Raw genomic sequence first — 17,855 nt, 5'->3', positions numbered from 1 at the left:
GTAGGGGGACAGATTGTAGCGGAAAGCCTAGCGGCCGCGGTTGGCAAAGCTGGCCAGGGCCCGCTCAATGCATTGCACGGTTTTGCCGAAGCCCTGCACGCTGACATCGCTCAGCATGTGGCCGCCTTGGTCGGCGAAGATCAGCATGACCACGCGGTTGTTGCTGGCAATCGAGCGAATCAGCAGGTGTTCGCTGGGGAACAGGCTTTTCAGCGAGCCCGGCAGCATGGCAGAAAACTGCGCAATGTTGGCGGGGGTCAGCGTGAGCTGCGCCGGTGCACTGAGCAGGCGGCGCAGCACCTGGCTTTGTTGCGGGTCAAGGCTGAGGCTGGCGGCGGCTTTGTCCAGGCCGCTCTGCTGTTGGGCGATCAAACGGGTGTGGTTGCGATCCGCCAGCAGGATCAGTACACGCTGCATGCCGCAGGCCTGGAGTGCCTGATTGGCGCAGGCGGTGAGCTGCAGCACATTGGTGAACGCGCTGGGCTGTGCCAGCAGCTGCGCGCATTGTTGGCGCCACGCACTGACGACGGCGGGCTTGGGCGGTTCGACGACAGCTTGCAAGTGCCGCTCCTGCCACGGCCAGAGCAGCGCCTCGGCAGGATGCCAGAGGTCGGTAGCGGGCAGTTGGCGGGCGCTGCTAACAGCATTCTGGTGCAGTAACTGCTGCACGCTGTCGAGCGGCAGTTGCAGAAATAGGCCGGCCAGACGCTGCCAGCGCAGGCTATGTTGGCTGTTCCAGGCATAGTGCGCGGAGAGCGCCATGCCGTTGGCCAGCAGGATGCTATTGGCTGGCTGAGTCAACCAGCGGCGCAGGTTGCTGTCGGCGTCTAGGTATTGCTGTTGGTGCAATGGGTGCTCATTGTCGCGGGCGATATGCAGCGCTTTAACCAATAGGCGTCGGTCATTGACCAGCAAGCGGTAACCTTGGGTTATCCCTTCCGGTAAACGCCACTGCTCGCTGAGTGCGAGGCAAAGCTTGAGCAGGGGCACGCCCAGCAGTTCCTTTTCGACCTTGCCTGCTGCCTCGCCCTTGACCAGCACCCGTTGCTCCCACACCTCGAACAGCTCGGGGTGGGCTGCGAGCAGGGTCCAGATCGGCGCGAGAAACAACAGGCTGCCCCAGTGTACTTCCTGCCACAGCCGCGCCAGCCGCCCGGCAAACAGACCATTGGCCTGATGGCTGGCATGTTGGCTGATCAGCTGGATTTGCCTGAGGCCTTTGGGCAGTTCCTGTTCGGCTAAGGCGGGCAGGCGGCTGAGCAGGTCTTCGGTGCGTTTGATGCCAAGGCGACTGATCGCAGCTTCAAGGCTTTCGGCTTGTTCGCTGAGCCCGCTGCTTTTGCGGTTGGCCTCGCGCAGTACGCTGAGCGCCAGCGCCGGGCACTCCTGCATTAAATCCGCCAGCTCGCGCATTGAGCGATTACTGTCCGCGAGGGCGCGGCGCAGCTTCTGCAGGCTATCGCTGGAAGCAGGCAATAGCTGGCTGTCCAGCTGCTTGAGCCAGTCAGTCATCGTGCGCGGATAGTGGATAGGCTTTGGCATGCGGGTTGAGACAAGCTGGCTTTTGACCTTAACTGGCTATAGTCTCGCGCAAAACTTCCGATAAATAGAAGGGTTGTTTTGCAAAGCCCCTTTCTACCCTCTCTGGCAAGTCTCTTTCTATGGCAAAAATCATTGGCATCATTGTTGTATTCGCCAGCGTGTTGGGCGGTTTTATCCTCTCCGGTGGCCAGTTTATGGCGTTGGTTCACCCCTTCGAGATTCTGATTATCGGTGGCGCTGCACTCGGGGCTTTCCTCCAGGCCAACCCTGGCAGCGCGTTTATGCATGTGTTCAAGAAGTCGCTGAGCATGTTCGGCTCGCGCTTTACCCATGCCTACTATCTCGAAGTGCTCAAGCTGCTTTATGAAATTCTCAATAAAAGCCGCCGCGAAGGCATGATGGCCATCGAGGCCGATGTCGAAGACCCGGCTGCTAGCCCGATTTTCAGCAAGTACCCCGGCATCCTTAAAGATCAAAAGATGACCTCTTTCATCTGCGATTACCTGCGCATCATGTCCTCCGGCAACATGGCACCGCATGAGCTTGAAGGGCTGTTCGATATGGAAATCTCCAGCCTCAAGGAAGACATCGAACACCCGGCGCACGCCGTGGCCAAAGTGGCCGACGGCATGCCTGCGATGGGGATCGTGGCGGCGGTACTGGGTATCGTGATCACCATGTCGATTCTTGCCGAAGCGGACAACGCCGAGATTGGTCAGAAGGTGGGTACGGCGCTGGTGGGTACGTTCTTCGGGATTCTGGCGTCCTATGGCTTCTTCGGGCCGCTTGCTGCGGCACTGGAGCATGACGCCAAGGAAGAACTGAACGTGTACGAGGCGATTAAGGCCGGCCTGGTGGCCTCGGCTTCGGGCATGCCGCCGTCATTGGCCGTGGAGTTTTCTCGCAAGGTGTTATTCCCTGCGCACCGTCCGAGCTTCGCAGAGCTTGAACAGGCCATGCGCGGGAGCTAAGACACAGCATGGAAAATAACCAGCCGATCATCGTCAAGCGCGTTAAAAAGGTTGCCGGCGGCCACCACGGTGGTGCCTGGAAAATTGCCTTTGCTGACTTTGCCACGGCGATGATGGCGTTCTTTCTGGTGATGTGGCTGATGACCTCGGCCACGCCAGAGCAGAAAAAACTCATCTCCGGCTACTTCCAAGACCCCGTTGGCTTTTCCGAAAGCGCCAGTCCCTATGTGATAGACCTCGGCGGTACGCCAACACCTGCGCCTGATAAAACCCTCAACGATGTGCCGCAGGATGAGAAAACGCCGGCCGAAGATGTTCAGGCCGACGTCGATAAGTTGCAGGCTGAGTCCATTGCCGAAGAAGTTGAGCGCGAGCGCTTGGAGCTGTTGCTGCAGGAGCTGCAAAACAAAGTTGAAGACAATCCTCAACTGCAGAACTTCAAGGATCAAATTCTCTTTGAGATCACCCAGGATGGTCTGCGTATCCAGATCATGGATGCTGAAAATCGGCCGATGTTTGCCTCTGGGAGCGCGCAACTGCGCCCATATTTCGAAGATATTCTGCTGGCCTTGACCGACACCATCGCCGCGGTGCCGAACAAGATCAGCGTCAGCGGCCATACCGACGCCGCGCCCTTTGTCGGGCGTGGCGGGTATGGCAACTGGGAGCTGTCGGCTGATCGCGCCAATGCGGCGCGGCGCGTGCTGATTGCCGGTGGTTATGACGACGAGCAGGTGGCGCGCGTGGTGGGTTTTGCGTCTTCGGCGTTGTTTGACCGGGAAACACCGCTGAATCCAGTCAATCGGCGCATCGATATTGTTGTGCTGACGAAGAAAGCCCAGCGCGCCATCGAGGGCGACGCCGCTACCGGTACTGTGCCGGCAGCGTCTGAGGCTGCGCCCGGTGTGCCAGATGCCGTCGTGCCGGCTGAGCCGCTCCCCGATGCGCAACTGCGTGAGCGCCTGAATATTTTTGAGGAAGGTGTACTGCAGTTCGATCAGCCGCCGGAGTGAGTGGCTACTGGCAAAAGGCCGCGATGAGTCGCGGCCTTTTTTGTTGATGGCCTGCGATCCCTGCGGGCCGTCGTGGCGGGCCGTTAAAAATCGCTCCCGGCGTTTTTTCAGTACTCAGCTTCTGGCAGGCTGGCCAGGATTTGCCGATAACTGGCCATGCGCTGAGGGTGCAGGCGACCGTCTTCCAAGGCCTTGAGGAGGGCGCAGCCCGGCTCGCGGTCATGTTTGCAGTCGCGAAAGCGGCATTGCCCGATCAGCTCATGGAACTCGATAAAGCCCGCTTCAACATCATCACGGCTGACATGCACCAAGCCAAATTCGCGAATACCGGGTGAGTCAATCAGCTCGCCGCCGCCGGGGAAGTGGAACAGGCGTGCGGTCGTCGTGGTATGAGTGCCTAAGCCGGACTGTTCCGAAAGCGGCCCAACGCGGGTGTCAACATCGGGTAGCAGGCTGTTTACCAGCGAGGATTTACCCACGCCGGATTGCCCCACAAACACACTGACATGCCCGTCAAGCTGCTGCTTGAGCTGCTCCATGCCATCGCCCTGATGCGCCGATACTTCCAGCAGCTGATAACCCAGCTGGCGGTAAACGCCGAGCATGGCGTTAAGGGCTACGCCGTTTTGCTCATCAATCAGGTCGGCTTTATTCAACAGCAACAGCGGGCGAATGCCGGCGTGCTCAGCCGCGACCAAGTAGCGGTCAATCAGGTTGGCGTGCGGCTCGGGCAGCGGTGCAAAGACGATAACGAGCAGGTTGACGTTGGCGGCCACCGGCTTCAGCTGGCCGCGCGTGTCCGGACGGCACAGCTCGGTGCTGCGCGGCAGTTGCGCGACGATCACGCCAATGCCCTGATTGCCGGCGCGCCATACCACTTGATCGCCGGTGACCATGGTCGGCAGGTTGGCGCGCAGGTGGCAACGGAATACCTGGCCGGCCAGCTCGCCAACCAGCGCTTCAACTTCGACCTGTACGCCAAAGTGGGCGATGACCAGGCCCGTTTGCTCTGGGCCCAAATCGCCGCCTTCAAGAATTTGTACGGCCTGCGATTCGCGCTTGGCGGCGCGGGCGGCACGTTCGCCCTGGATTTTTTCGATACGCCAGTTTTGCCGGCGGTTGAGTTGGCGTTTGGCCATGAGTCTTCCGAGAGTTGAATTGCGCAATAAACGGTCGCGAGTCTAGCACGGGCTGCCAATTGAGCTGCTGGCGCAGCTAAACTGCGGCGCAACATTAATCGAACACTTCTGGAGTGTGCATGCGGCGCGTTGTCCGGCAATACCCGGCGTTATTGGCCCTGTGCGCGCAGTTCGGTGCGACGCTGTTGGTCGGCCTGGTGCTGTACATAGCCGTGCACGTGGCACCTTGGCGACCCACCTGGCTGGCTGTCGGCCTGACGCAAGGCGCGCTGGCGGCCGGCCTGGCGCGCTACCTGGGCTTGTCGCGCTGGTGGTGTTGGCTAAACCTGCTATTCGTCCCTGCGTTGCTGCTGAGTAATGGCGCGCCACTGCCGTCCTGGGTGTTTCTCGGTGGGTTCGTGCTGGTGCTCTTGCTCAACTGGAACAGTCTGGGTGAGCGGGTGCCGTTGTACCTGACGGGCACTGGCACTCGGCAATATCTGACGAGCGTGCTCAAAGAGCAGCCCGCGCATTTTCGCTTTGTGGACTTAGGCTGTGGTCCTGCTGGGATGCTGTTGAGCCTGGCCCGGCAGTTCCCGCAGGCGCAGTTTGTTGGCGTGGAGACGGCGCCACTGTCTTTTGCCATCGCGTGGCTACGGGCTTTGGGGCGGCATAACTGCCAGGTTCGTTATGAAAACCTCTGGCGCACCGACCTGTCGGCATTCGACGTGGTGTATTGCTTTCTCTCTCCTGCGCCGATGCCAGCGCTATGGGCCAAGGCCTGTACACAGATGCCGGTTGGCAGTCTGTTGATCAGCAACACCTTTGAGGTGCCCGGCCAGCCGGCGGATCAGCAGATCGAGTTGGGCGACTGGCGCAAGTCGTGCTTACTGCTGTGGCGCATGCGTGGCTGATGTATTCGCTACCGGCCATTGCAGTCTGCAGTGAGCGACGGCTGGGTGAGGCCGCGTCGCCGAGAAAGTGCAGTGTGCGAGTTGTGCGCGGGCACTACTCGGTTCACTCGCCCGCGCGGGCCGCGCCGAAGCGCGTTGGCTGCCAGCAGCTTGCTTATAGTCGAGCGCAGTAGTTTTTCGGCGGCCTGTTAAACTGTCAGCCTTAGCCGAGGAGCCGCGCATGCAGAACGCCAACAACCTGATCTGGATCGACCTGGAAATGACCGGTTTGGAGCCTGAAACTGACGTCATCATCGAGATGGCCACCATCGTTACCGACAGCAACCTCAACATCCTCGCTGAAGGTCCGGTGATTGCCGTGCACCAGAGTGACGAGCTGCTCGCCGGCATGGATGAGTGGAACACCCGTACCCACGGTGGCAGTGGCCTGACCCAGCGTGTGCGCGAAAGCACCATCGGCCCGGCCGAAGCGGAGGCTATGACCATTGCCTTTCTTGAACAGTGGGTGCCGAAAGGTACGTCGCCGATCTGCGGCAATAGCGTCGGTCAGGATCGGCGCTTTCTGTGTAAGTACATGCAGAATTTGGATGCCTACTTCCATTACCGCGTCCTGGATGTGTCGACCCTGAAGATCCTGGCTGGGCTATGGGCGCCGCAGGTCAAGGAATCGTTCAAGAAGCAAGGCACGCACCAGGCGCTGGATGATATCCGTGAGTCCATCGCCGAGTTGCAGCACTACCGCCAGCACTTTCTTAAAGTGTGAAGCTGAAAAAAGCCCGCTACTGCGGGCTTTTTTGTGCGCATTCAACTGTGTGCGCTACAAGCCGTGGCGGGCCAGCGCCCATTCGACATGCTCACGCACCAACTCGGATGGGTGTTCGCGCCGCGCCTTGAGCGCCTCCAGTACTGGGATGCTGGAGGGCGCATTACCTAGGCCCACTGCCAGGTTGCGCAGCCAGCGCTCATAACCGGCACGGCGCAGCGGCGAGCCTTCAGTGCGGCTGAGAAACGCCTCTTCACTCCAGCTAAACAGCTCAGCCAGCTCGGCGTTATCCAAGCGGTGGCGCGGCTGGAAGTCGCTCTGTTCAGTGGGTTTGGCGAAGCGGTTCCATGGGCAAACCATCTGGCAGTCATCGCAGCCGAACACTCGGTTGCCAATGGGCGCGCGCAGCTCGACGGGAATGGAGCCCTTGAGCTCGATGGTCAGGTAGGAAATGCAGCGCCGCGCATCCAGCACGTAAGGGCCGACAAACGCGGCGGTGGGGCAGATATCCATGCAGGCCGTGCAGCGCCCGCAATGTTCGCTGGCGTGGGGCGGGTCCACCGGCAGCGGCAGGTCAACGAACAGCTCGCCGAGGAAGAAGTAGCTGCCGGCTTTGCGATTGAGCACCAGGGTGTTCTTGCCGATCCAGCCGAGGCCTGCCTGTTCGGCGATGGCCTTCTCCAGCACGGGTGCGCTGTCGACAAAGGCGCGAAAGCCGAACGGGCCGATCTGCTGCTGGATGCGCTCGGCCAGCTGCTGCAGGCGTTTGCGGATCAGCTTGTGGTAGTCGCGGCCCAAGGCGTAGCGCGACACGTAGGCTTTCTCAGGCTGAGCGAGGCGCTGGGCCATCTGGGTGTCGCCGGGCAGGTAGTCCATACGCAGTGACACCACGCGCAGGGTGCCGGGCACCAGTTCGTCCGGATGTGAACGTTTGCTGCCGTGGGCGGCCATATAGTCCATCTCGCCCTGATAGCCCGCGTCCAGCCAGCGCTGCAGGTGCGCCTCATGTTCGCCCAGTTGTACATGGGTAATCCCAACCTGCTGAAAGCCCAGCTCGCGGCCCCAGTTTTTGATCGACTGGGCAAGGGCGGCAAGGTCAAGTGCATCACTGTTCATACGAAGGCGGGTAACCGGGGCGGAGGTGGGTATAATTCTGCCAGACATCGGAGCCCACGCATGCCGCATTCGCCTGACAATTTCCCCCTGCCGCTGTACAGCGCTGCGCAAATGCGTGAGCTGGACGCGCGGCTGATTGCTGCCGGCACGCCGGGTTTCGAGCTGATGAGTCGCGCCGCGCATGCCATCTGGCGGGCTTTGCGTCGACACTGGCCGGGCGCGGGCGTGCTGACAGTGTTGGCCGGGCGCGGCAACAATGCCGGTGACGGTTATCTGGTGGCGGCCCTGGCGCTGCGTGCGGGTTGGCGTGTGCAGGTGCTGGCGGTCGGTGATTTAGCGCAGTTGCAGGGCGATGCTGCCTTGGCCCGTGATCAGGCGCTGGCCGCCGGTGTGTCGGTGCAGCCCTGGGGTGAATGCGCCGAGCTGCAAGGCGTGGTGCTCGATGCCCTGCTCGGTACGGGGCTGCAAGGCCCGGTGCGCGAGCCGTATGCCCAGGCCATTCGCTTGTTAAATGCCAGTGAGCTGCCGGTGTTGGCGGTGGACATTCCGTCCGGGCTTTGTGCTGACACCGGTCAAGTGCTGGGTGTTACTGTGCGTGCGCAACTAACCGTGACCCTGATTGGTCTTAAGCTGGGCCTGTTTGCCGGGCAGTCAGCGGATTATTTGGGTGAATTGCAGTTTGACGATCTCCAGGCCGATGTGGCGCTGGTCGCGGCTCAAGCCTTTACCGCGCAGCGCCTGACCCTGGCAAGCTTGCCGCAGTTGCCGGCGCGTTCGCGCAGCGTACACAAGGGCCAGTTGGGCCATGTGCTAGTCGTGGGGGGCGATCGTGGTTTTGCCGGGGCTGGCTTGCTGGCGGCACAAAGCGCGCTGCGCGCCGGTGCTGGCTTGGTCAGCCTGGCGACCCGTGGCGAGCATCTGTCTGCGGCGCAGGCGCGTCTACCCGAGGTCATGGCTGCCGGTGTTGCGTCGGCTAATCAGCTCATGGCATTGGGTGAGGCTGCCAGCGTCTGGGTGGTGGGGCCTGGTCTCGGTCAGGATGCATGGGGGCGTAGCTTGTTATCGGCGGCGGCGGTCAGTCGCGCTGCGCAGGTGTGGGATGCTGACGCGCTCAACCTGCTGGCGCGAGGCCTGGTCCGGCTACCGCCTTCGACAGTGCTGACGCCGCATCCAGGCGAAGCGGCGCGGCTACTGGGTGTCAGTACCGCTGAGGTGCAGGCGGATCGTCCCGCCTCGGCGCGCGCCCTGGCGCAGCGCTACCAAACCGTTTGTGTGTTGAAAGGGGCGGGCACCTTGGTCGCCGAGTCGAACGGCGGCTTGTGGCTATGTGATCGCGGCCATCCGGTCATGGCAGGGGCCGGGCTGGGCGATGTGCTGGCCGGGCTTGTCGGTGCATTGTTGGCCCAGGGGCTGCCAGCGTTGGCGGCGGCTCAGCTGTCGGTCTACCTGCATGCTTGTGCCGGTGAGCGCTTGGCCTTGCAGGGCCGAGGTTTGGTAGCCAGTGAGTTGTGTGCGGTTATTCGTGAGTTATTGCAGGAGCAGTCTGCGTGTCTGAATTAAAGCTGTTTGCCGCTGATGAAGAAGCGATGCTGGCACTGGGGGCGGGTATCGCCAAGGTAACCGGCGGTGTGGGTGTGATTTATCTGCATGGCGATCTTGGGGCCGGCAAAACCACCCTCTCGCGCGGAATTATTCGTGGTCTTGGGCATGCTGGTGCAGTGAAAAGCCCGACCTTTACCCTCGTAGAGCCCTACGAAGTTGGCACTTTGCGCGCCTTCCATTTCGACCTATACCGCTTGGTGGATCCCGAAGAGCTGGAGTACATGGGGGTACGCGATTACTTCGATGGTGCGTCCTTGTGTTTAGTGGAATGGCCGGAGCGCGGCGCAGGCGTTTTGCCAAAGGCCGACATGGACATTACCATTAGCCCGCATAACGCAGGTCGGGCACTGCGTTTGCAGGCACACAGCGCGCAAGGCGCAGCTTGGTGTGCGGCCTTGGCCATCGAAGCATGAATATTAAATGGGGTTGGTTATGCGCATAGGCGCGCGTTTCATCGTAATTGGAGTGGCATTGGTGGGGTTGGTCGCCGATGTAATGGCCGCTTCGGATGTGCGCAGCGTGCGGCTGTGGCGAGCACCGGATAACACTCGTCTGGTGTTTGACTTGTCCGGCCCTGTGCAACACAGCGTTTTCCAGCTTTCTGCGCCTAATCGTATCGTTATTGATGTAAATGGCGCCAAGTTGGCCACTCAGCTTGAGCAGTTGGTTTTGAGTAATACCCCTATTACCGGGATGCGCTCGGCGCAGCGCACCCCCGAAGACCTGCGCGTGGTGATTGACCTGTCGTCAGCCGTCACGCCCAAAAGCTTTACCCTGGCGCCCAATCAGCAATACGGCCATCGACTGGTGGTTGACCTGTTTGACCAAGACGCTGGCGCCGCGCCACGCCTGCCGACCACCACGGTCGCCAGCGCGCCTCAGGTGCCGGTAACACCAACCCAGGCGCCGCCCAAGTTAACGCCTGTACCTAATGGCAAGCGCGACATCGTCATTGCCATCGATGCAGGGCACGGCGGCGAAGACCCCGGCGCACTATCGCCGGTCAAAGGTCAGTATGAAAAGCACGTGACTCTGGCGATTTCCAAAGAGCTGCAACGGCAGATCAATGCCGAAAAGGGTTTTCGCGCCGAGCTGGTGCGTACCGGCGACTATTTTATTCCGCTGCGTAAGCGCACCGAGATCGCCCGCAAAAAGGGCGCTGATCTGTTCGTTTCCATTCACGCTGATGCGGCGCCACGTGCGGCAGCCTTTGGTGCATCGGTGTATGCGCTGTCCGATCGCGGCGCCACCTCGGAAACTGCGCGCTGGTTGGCGGACTCGGAAAACCAGTCAGACCTGATCGGTGGCGCCGGTAACGTCAGCCTGGATGATAAAGACCGGATGCTCGCCGGTGTGTTGCTCGATCTTTCGATGACCGCCTCGCTGTCGTCCAGCCTGAACGTAGGTAATAAGGTGTTGGGCAATATGGGCCGGGTCACGCCGTTGCATAAACGGCGGGTGGAGCAGGCCGGCTTTATGGTGCTGAAGTCGCCAGATATTCCGTCGATCCTGGTAGAGACCGGGTTTATCTCCAACCCCAATGAAGCCCGCAAGCTGTCCAGTGCCAGCCATCAGCAGGCACTGGCGCGCTCGATTGTCACGGGTGTGCGGCAGTTCTTCCATGAAAACCCACCGCCCGGCACTCACGTCGCCTGGTTGCGTGATAACGGCAAAATTACCCTCGGCCCGCGTGAGCATGTGGTCAGTTCCGGCGAAAGCCTGGCGCTGATTGCTCAGCGTTATCAGGTCAGCCTGGTTGTACTGCGCAATGCCAATTCGCTGAAAAGCGATGTGATCAAGGTCGGCCAGCGCTTGCAGATCCCCGCGACTGCTCTGGCTGCGCAGCCATGAGTGACGCCGCACGTATCCAGCTGCTCAGCCCGCGGCTGGCGAACCAGATTGCTGCCGGTGAAGTGGTCGAACGCCCGGCCTCGGTCATCAAAGAACTGCTGGAAAATAGCCTGGACTCCGGTGCCAAGCGCATCGAAGTGGATGTTGAGCAGGGTGGTGTCAAGCTGCTCAAGGTGCGTGACAACGGCAGTGGCATCTCCTCGGATGACCTGCCGCTGGCGCTGGCGCGTCACGCCACCAGTAAAATCCGTGAACTGGAAGACCTGGAGCAGGTGATGAGCCTGGGCTTTCGTGGCGAGGCCCTGGCGTCGATCAGCTCGGTCGCTCGCCTGACCCTGACCTCACGCACCGCCGATGCTGAACAGGCTTGGCAGGTAGAGACCGAAGGTCGCGACATGCAGCCGCGCGTTCAGCCCGCTGCGCACCCTGTTGGTACCTCGGTGGAGGTGCGCGACCTGTTCTTCAACACCCCAGCACGGCGCAAGTTTCTCAAGACCGAAAAAACCGAATTCGATCACCTGCAGGAAGTGATCAAACGCCTGGCCCTGGCGCGTTTCGATGTAGCTTTCCATCTGCGTCATAACGGTAAAACCGTGCTGGGTCTGCATGAGGCGCCGGATGAGCAGAGCCGCGCACGGCGGGTGGCGTCGGTCTGCGGCCCAGCATTTCTCGAGCAGGCGTTGCCGATTGATATTGAGCGCAATGGCCTGCATCTGTGGGGCTGGGTTGGCTTGCCGACTTTTTCCCGCAGTCAGGCGGACTTGCAGTACTTCTACGTGAACGGGCGTATGGTGCGCGACAAGCTGGTCGCCCACGCAGTGCGTCAGGCTTACCGCGACGTGTTGTTCAACGGTCGTCATCCGACCTTCGTGCTGTTTTTGGAAATCGACCCCTCGGTGGTCGATGTCAACGTGCACCCGACCAAGCATGAAGTGCGCTTCCGTGACGGGCGCATGGTCCATGACTTCCTTTACGGCACCTTGCATCGCGCATTAGGCGAGGTGCGTCCGAAAGATCAGCTGGCAGCCCCAGCGACGGTCAACGAGATGCTGCGCCCCACCGGTCAGGCGGCGGGTGAGTTTGGCCCGCAGGGGGAAATCGGCCTGGCTGCCAGCTTGCTAAAGCCTGCGCCCGCCGCCTCGGTGTGGCGCTCGCCGGGTGCGGGCTATCAGGGCGCTCGTCCTGAGGCGGCCTTGTCGGCAGCAGAAGCCCAGGGCGCTTATCGTGAGTTCTTCTCACCGATGGCCACTGCGCCGGCTCCTGCAGGGCTGCCGGATGCACAGGGCGACATTCCCCCTCTGGGCTATGCCATTGCTCAGCTCAAAGGCATCTACATCCTGGCTGAGAACGTTCAAGGGCTGGTGGTGGTGGACATGCACGCCGCCCATGAACGCATCACTTACGAGCGGCTTAAGGTGGCCATGGCCAGCGAAGGCCTGCGCGGCCAGCCGTTGCTGGTGCCGGAGTCGATTGCCGTCAGCCAGCGTGAAGCGGACTGCGCCGAAGAACATGCCGAGTGGTTCCAGCGGCTTGGCTTTGAGTTGCAGCGTTTGGGCCCGGAAACCCTGGCGATTCGGCAGATCCCTGCATTGCTCAAGCAGGCCGAAGCCACTCGTCTGGTGCAGGATGTGCTTGGTGACTTACTCGAATACGGCACCACTGACCGCATTCAGGCACACCTCAACGAGCTGCTCGGCACCATGGCGTGCCACGGCGCTGTGCGCGCCAACCGACGTCTCACGCTGCCGGAAATGAATGCCTTGCTGCGTGATATGGAGCACACCGAACGCAGTGGTCAATGCAATCATGGGCGTCCAACCTGGACGCAGATGGGCATGGACGACCTCGATAAGCTGTTCCTGCGCGGCCGCTAAGCGTCGCGCCATTTAGAGGTTTTTCAGCATGTCCGAGCGCCTGCCTCCGGCGATTTTTCTGATGGGCCCAACTGCGGCCGGTAAAACCGATCTGGCTATCGAGTTGGCGCGGGTGCTGCCCTGCGAGTTGATTAGCGTGGATTCGGCGCTGATTTACCGCGGTATGGACATCGGCACGGCCAAGCCGGATAAGGCGACATTGGCCGAGTTTCCACATCGTTTGATCGATATCCGTGACCCGGCTGAGAGCTACTCGGCGGCAGAGTTTCGTAGCGACGCGTTGGCGGCGATGGCTGAGATCACAGCGCGTGGGCGCATCCCGCTGCTGGTCGGCGGCACCATGATGTATTTCAAAGCATTGCTCGAGGGCTTGGCGCAGATGCCTAGCGCTGATGCAGCGCTGCGAGCTACGCTGGAGGCGCGTGCGCAGCATGAGGGTTGGAGGGTGTTGCATGCTGAGTTGCATGCGGTCGATCCTGAGTCAGCGGCGCGTATTCACCCCAATGACCCGCAGCGTCTGATTCGCGCTCTTGAGGTCTACCATGTGAGTGGCGAAAGCATGACGGCCCATCGCCTGCGCCAGGCGGCAGAAAATACTGCGGGCGGCGCATCGGCGGGCAGTCAATTCCCCTATACTGTCGCGCAACTGGCCATTGCCCCGGCGCAAAGGCAGCTGTTGCATGAGCGAATTGCCCTGCGATTTCGTTTGATGTTGGAACAGGGGTTGGTTGCCGAGGTCGAAGGTCTGCGTCAGCGAAGTGACTTACACGTTGGCTTGCCGTCTATACGGGCGGTAGGTTACCGGCAAGTCTGGGATTACCTGGATGGCAACTTTGACGCTGAGCAGATGCAGGAGCGCGGCATTATCGCCACGCGCCAGCTGGCCAAGCGACAGTTCACCTGGTTGCGTGGCTGGCCACAGGATGTGCATTGGCTTGGCAGTGCTGACTGTGACAATCTGCCGCGTGCCTTGAAATACTTGGCAGCGGTCTCCATATTGAACTGAGACCTTGCCGTTGGCCGTCTATCCTTGGGGGTATGACGGCCTTAAGCCGTTTACTGACTTACTAAAATTACTGAAAATTGATCCTTAAAGGAGTGCGGCACATGTCAAAAGGGCATTCGCTACAAGACCCTTACCTGAATACCTTGCGTAAGGAACGCGTCCCCGTTTCTATTTATCTGGTCAACGGCATCAAGCTGCAAGGCCAGATCGAATCGTTTGACCAGTTTGTGATTCTGCTGAAAAACACCGTCAGCCAAATGGTTTACAAGCATGCAATTTCCACTGTGGTGCCTAGCCGCCCGGTGCGTTTGCCGAGTGCGAGTGAAACCGAGCAAGCTGAAGCTGAGCTGGGTAACGCTTAATTTAGGAGGCTGCATTGTTCTTCGAGCGCCATGAAGGTGGAGATCGGGCCATTTTGGTTCATCTGGACGGCCAAAATCCTGAGGTGCGCGAAGATCCGCAGGAGTTTCAGGAGCTAGCGCTTTCCGCTGGCGCTGAAACTGTCGCGTTTTTCAGTATCCCAAGCAATCGGCTTACAGCTAAGTACCTGATCGGCAGCGGCAAGGTTGAAGAGTTACGTGACCAGGTCAAAGCCTGTGAAGCTGACCTGGTTATCTTCAATCATGTGCTAACGCCCAGCCAGGAGCGCAACCTTGAGCGCGCGTTCGAGTGTCGCGTGCTCGATCGTACGGGGCTGATCCTCGATATTTTCGCCCAGCGGGCGCGTACCCATGAAGGCAAGTTGCAGGTCGAGCTGGCCCAACTCGATCACATGAGTACGCGGTTGGTGCGCGGCTGGACCCACCTTGAGCGGCAAAAAGGTGGTGTCGGCCTGCGCGGCCCGGGTGAGACGCAGTTAGAAACCGACCGTCGCCTGTTGCGCGTGCGCATTCGCCAGATCAAGCAGAAGCTTGAAAAGGTGCGTAGCCAGCGCGAGCAAGCGCGGCGCGGTCGCCAGCGTGCCGATATACCTTCGGTATCACTGGTGGGCTACACCAACGCCGGCAAATCCACCCTGTTCAACGCTTTGACCACCTCCGACGTTTACGCGGCCGACCAGTTGTTCGCCACCCTTGATCCTACTTTGCGTCGTCTGGAGCTGGATGACCTGGGGCCGATTGTCTTGGCGGATACCGTAGGGTTTATCCGGCATTTGCCGCATAAGCTGGTCGAAGCCTTTCGCGCGACGCTTGAGGAGTCGAGCAATTCCGACCTGCTGCTGCACGTGATCGATGCTCATGAGCCCGAGCGTGATCAGCAGATTGAGCAAGTGTTGGCGGTGCTGGGTGAGATTGGTGCGCAGGACCTGCCGATGCTTGAGGTGTACAACAAGCTCGATTTGCTTGAGGGCGTTGAGCCGCAAATTCAGCGCGACGCTAACGGCAAGCCGCAGCGGGTCTGGCTGTCGGCGCGTGATGGGCGTGGTTTGCCGCTGTTGCGTCAGGCCATTGCTGAGCTGTTGGGGCATGACCTGTTTGTCGGTACATTGCAGTTGCCGCAGGAGCTTGCTCGTATGCGTGCTCAGTTTTATGCGTTAGGCGTAGTGCAGGGCGAGTCTTATAGTGACGATGGCAGCAGTCTGTTGGCCGTGCGTTTGCCGCGTATTGAGTTGAATCGACTGGCCAGTCGCGAGGGGCTCAAGCCGCAGGAATTTATCGAGCAACACACTTTGCAATAAAGCCTGCGCCAGCGACTTTGCCGCTGGCAGCATGCATTCTGTAGCATTGGCGGACGCGTCGTGAGCGCGTCTTTGCTTTATCAGATGGAGAGCGCTATGGCTTGGAATGAGCCGGGTGGCAACTCGAATAATCAGGACCCATGGGGTGGCCGTAAAAACGGTGATCGCAAGGGGCCGCCGGATATCGACGAGGCCTTCCGCAAGCTGCAGGAGAGCCTGAATGGGTTGTTCGGTGGCGGTAAGAAACGAGGCAGTGATTCAAGCTCGGGCAGCGGTGGCGGCTTTGGTCTGCTGCTAGTGGGCCTTGGGCTGTTGGCTGCGGTTTGGCTGTACAGCGCGATCTACGTCGTCGACGAGCAGGAGCAAGCCGTGGTGCTGCGCTTCGGCAAGTACTACGAAACGGTCGGCCCAGGTCTGAATATTTATTTCCCGCCGATTGATCGTAAGTTCCAGGAAAACGTCACCCGCGAGCGTGCTTACAGCAAGCAGGGGCAGATGTTGACTGAAGACGAGAACATCATCGAAGTGCCGCTGACCGTGCAGTATCGGGTTAGCAACTTGCAGGATTTCGTCCTCAACGTTGATCAGCCGGAAGTCAGCCTGCAGCATGCGACCGACAGTGCTGTGCGTCACGTAGTGGGTTCGACCGAGATGGATCAGGTGCTCACCGAGGGTCGTGAGTTGATGGCCAGTGAGGTCAAGGACCGCTTGCAGCGCTTCCTCGACAACTATCGCACCGGTATCACCGTTACTCAGGTTAACCTGCAAAGTGCGGCGGCGCCGCGTGAAGTGCAGGAAGCCTTCGATGACGTGATCCGCGCCCGTGAAGACGAGCAGCGTGAGAAGAATCAGGCGGAAACCTACGCCAATGGTGTGGTGCCGGAAGCCCGTGGCCAGGCGCAGCGCCTGATTGAGGACGCCAGTGGTTACCGTGACGAAGTGGTTTCCCGCGCCCAGGGTGAGGCGGATCGCTTTACGGCCTTGGTCACTGAGTACCGCAAGGCGCCGGAAGTCACGCGTGAGCGTCTGTATCTGGACACCATGCAAGAGCTGATGAGCAATACCAGCAAGGTGTTGGTGACTGGCGACAAGGGGCAGAACAACCTGCTTTATCTGCCGCTGGATAAGATGATTGATGGTCGCAGTTCGTCTGCGTCTAGCTCGATATCGGGTACTGCGGGTACTGCAGACGCGGGTTCTCGGGTAGCCATCGATCCGCGTCAGGTTGAGCTGCGTACAAGGGAGAGCCGTTGATGAGCAATAAATCGCTGATCGCCCTTATTGTTGGCGTCGTGCTGGCGATCGTCGCCTGGAACAGCTTCTATATCGTGGCGCAAACTGAGCGTGCGGTGCTGTTGCAGTTCGGTCGTATTGTCCAGCCCGATGTGCAGCCGGGCCTGCATGTGAAAATTCCTTACGTCAATCAGGTGCGTAAATTCGACGCGCGTCTGCTGACGTTGGATTCCACCAGTTCGCGTTTCCTCACCTTGGAAAAGAAAGCGTTGATGGTTGACGCCTTTGCCAAGTGGCGAGTACTGGATGCCGAGCGTTTCTACACCGCAACCTCCGGTATGAAGCAGATTGCCGACGAGCGTCTGGCACGTCGTCTTGAAGCATCGCTGCGTGACCAGTTCGGTAAGCGCACTCTGCATGAGTCTGTGTCCGGTGAGCGCGATGCGTTGATGGCTGATGTAACCGCTTCCTTGAACCGCGCAGCACAGAAGGAGCTGGGCATCGAGGTGGTGGATGTGCGCGTTAAGGCCATCGATCTGCCGAAAGAAGTAAACCGCAGCGTGTTCGACCGTATGAGCTCTGAGCGTGAGCGTGAGGCTCGTGAGCATCGCGCCAAGGGTAAGGAGCTGGCTGAAGGTATTCGTGCCGACGCCGATCGTCAGCGTCGCGTGTTGTTGGCTGATGCCTACCGTCAGGCTGAAGAGCTGCGTGGCGCGGGTGACGCTCAGGCTGCTGCGATTTACTCCAAAGCTTACGGCATGGACCAAGAGTTCTATTCGTTCTATCGCAGCCTAAGGGCTTATCGCGAGAGCTTCGCGGATAAGCGTGACGTGCTGGTGCTGGATCCGAGTAGCGACTTCTTCCGTTATTTGGAGAAGTCCAAGCCCTAAGTCATCGCCCCGGCGGGCAGCCGTCGGGGTGATCCTTATTGAAAACGTGGTATGATGCCGCAGCCGGGATAAGCCCGGCTTTTTTGCGTCTGTGGGAAGCATGTGGCGTCGGTGAGGCATCGCGTTCCGTCTCGCGCGGGTGCCTGAAGGCTTCGTCGCATTTATTTCGCAGCATGGGCGCAAAGGTTTTGACTACTGATGCAGTTGTCTGATTGATAGCTGCGTCTGCTGGGGTTGACCGGCATGCTGCCGGGAACAACTGTCCTTTATTGGTATTACTCAAG

At 60.2% G+C, this 17,855-nt stretch carries 16 protein-coding genes; 13 read left to right on the top strand and 3 right to left on the bottom strand.

Annotated elements, in window-relative coordinates; genetic code table 11:
- Positions 1-27: 27 nt before the first annotated feature.
- The gene (locus tag AC0J6G_RS14170) at positions 28-1,542 is read right to left on the bottom strand and encodes an HDOD domain-containing protein (RefSeq protein WP_475248720.1); all 1,515 of its coding nucleotides are present in this window, start codon (positions 1,540-1,542) and stop codon (positions 28-30) included.
- Between the two features lie 119 nt (positions 1,543-1,661).
- Between AC0J6G_RS14170 and motA the strand changes: the two genes are divergently transcribed.
- The gene (motA, locus tag AC0J6G_RS14165; protein WP_475248718.1) at positions 1,662-2,513 is read left to right on the top strand and encodes a flagellar motor stator protein MotA; all 852 of its coding nucleotides are present in this window, start codon (positions 1,662-1,664) and stop codon (positions 2,511-2,513) included.
- Positions 2,514-2,521: 8 nt separating this feature from the next.
- The gene (gene motB / locus AC0J6G_RS14160; protein WP_475248716.1) at positions 2,522-3,526 is read left to right on the top strand and encodes a flagellar motor protein MotB; all 1,005 of its coding nucleotides are present in this window, start codon (positions 2,522-2,524) and stop codon (positions 3,524-3,526) included.
- 107 nt (positions 3,527-3,633) lie between these two features.
- Here motB and rsgA read toward each other — a convergent pair whose 3' ends face one another.
- A complete protein-coding gene (gene rsgA / locus AC0J6G_RS14155) occupies positions 3,634-4,665 on the bottom strand; it encodes a small ribosomal subunit biogenesis GTPase RsgA (RefSeq protein WP_475248714.1) in 1,032 nt (343 codons plus the stop codon).
- 119 nt (positions 4,666-4,784) lie between these two features.
- Between rsgA and AC0J6G_RS14150 the strand changes: the two genes are divergently transcribed.
- The gene (locus AC0J6G_RS14150; RefSeq protein WP_475248712.1) at positions 4,785-5,558 is read left to right on the top strand and encodes a methyltransferase domain-containing protein; all 774 of its coding nucleotides are present in this window, start codon (positions 4,785-4,787) and stop codon (positions 5,556-5,558) included.
- Between the two features lie 220 nt (positions 5,559-5,778).
- On the top strand, positions 5,779-6,321 hold the full coding sequence (gene orn / locus AC0J6G_RS14145; RefSeq protein WP_475248710.1) for an oligoribonuclease: 543 nt from the start codon (positions 5,779-5,781) through the stop codon (positions 6,319-6,321).
- 54 nt (positions 6,322-6,375) lie between these two features.
- On the opposite strand, the gene queG is transcribed toward orn, so the two are convergent.
- Positions 6,376-7,437: a tRNA epoxyqueuosine(34) reductase QueG gene (gene queG / locus AC0J6G_RS14140; protein WP_475248708.1), complete on the bottom strand. Its 1,062-nt coding sequence runs from the start codon at positions 7,435-7,437 to the stop codon at positions 6,376-6,378.
- Positions 7,438-7,497: 60 nt separating this feature from the next.
- Here queG and AC0J6G_RS14135 point away from each other — a divergent pair, with 60 nt between their 5' ends.
- The 9 genes from AC0J6G_RS14135 to hflC all read left to right on the top strand — a co-directional run bounded on the left by AC0J6G_RS14135 (position 7,498) and on the right by hflC (position 17,571).
- Positions 7,498-8,997, top strand: coding sequence for an NAD(P)H-hydrate dehydratase (locus tag AC0J6G_RS14135; protein ID WP_475248706.1), 1,500 nt, complete (start codon positions 7,498-7,500; stop codon positions 8,995-8,997).
- Positions 8,985-9,452, top strand: coding sequence for a tRNA (adenosine(37)-N6)-threonylcarbamoyltransferase complex ATPase subunit type 1 TsaE (gene tsaE, locus AC0J6G_RS14130; protein WP_475248704.1), 468 nt, complete (start codon positions 8,985-8,987; stop codon positions 9,450-9,452). Before AC0J6G_RS14135 ends, tsaE begins: the two co-directional genes overlap by 13 nt.
- 7 nt (positions 9,453-9,459) lie before the next feature.
- A complete protein-coding gene (locus AC0J6G_RS14125; protein ID WP_475248702.1) occupies positions 9,460-10,890 on the top strand; it encodes an N-acetylmuramoyl-L-alanine amidase in 1,431 nt (476 codons plus the stop codon).
- Complete coding sequence (gene mutL, locus AC0J6G_RS14120) at positions 10,887-12,764, top strand: DNA mismatch repair endonuclease MutL (protein WP_475248700.1); 1,878 nt, start codon at positions 10,887-10,889, stop codon at positions 12,762-12,764. Before AC0J6G_RS14125 ends, mutL begins: the two co-directional genes overlap by 4 nt.
- A 28-nt stretch (positions 12,765-12,792) precedes the next feature.
- Complete coding sequence (gene miaA / locus AC0J6G_RS14115; RefSeq protein ID WP_475248698.1) at positions 12,793-13,770, top strand: tRNA (adenosine(37)-N6)-dimethylallyltransferase MiaA; 978 nt, start codon at positions 12,793-12,795, stop codon at positions 13,768-13,770.
- Between the two features lie 101 nt (positions 13,771-13,871).
- Entirely contained in the window at positions 13,872-14,132 is a 261-nt protein-coding gene (gene hfq, locus AC0J6G_RS14110; RefSeq protein ID WP_274087234.1) for an RNA chaperone Hfq, read from the top strand.
- A gap of 14 nt (positions 14,133-14,146) precedes the next feature.
- Positions 14,147-15,448, top strand: coding sequence for a ribosome rescue GTPase HflX (gene hflX, locus AC0J6G_RS14105; RefSeq protein ID WP_475248695.1), 1,302 nt, complete (start codon positions 14,147-14,149; stop codon positions 15,446-15,448).
- Between the two features lie 96 nt (positions 15,449-15,544).
- Complete coding sequence (hflK, locus tag AC0J6G_RS14100; RefSeq protein WP_475248693.1) at positions 15,545-16,702, top strand: FtsH protease activity modulator HflK; 1,158 nt, start codon at positions 15,545-15,547, stop codon at positions 16,700-16,702.
- Positions 16,702-17,571 carry a protease modulator HflC gene (gene hflC / locus AC0J6G_RS14095; protein WP_475248691.1) on the top strand — a complete coding sequence of 290 codons (870 nt, stop codon included), beginning with the start codon at positions 16,702-16,704 and terminating at the stop codon, positions 17,569-17,571. The genes hflK and hflC overlap by 1 nt, the downstream gene beginning before the upstream one ends.
- Positions 17,572-17,855: the final 284 nt, after the last annotated feature.

It is taken from the genome of Pseudomonas sp. TS_SC_3 (assembly GCF_056156225.1).
Note: the sequence above shows the minus strand (reverse complement) of the source record. Positions and strands in the feature narration are given on the sequence as shown.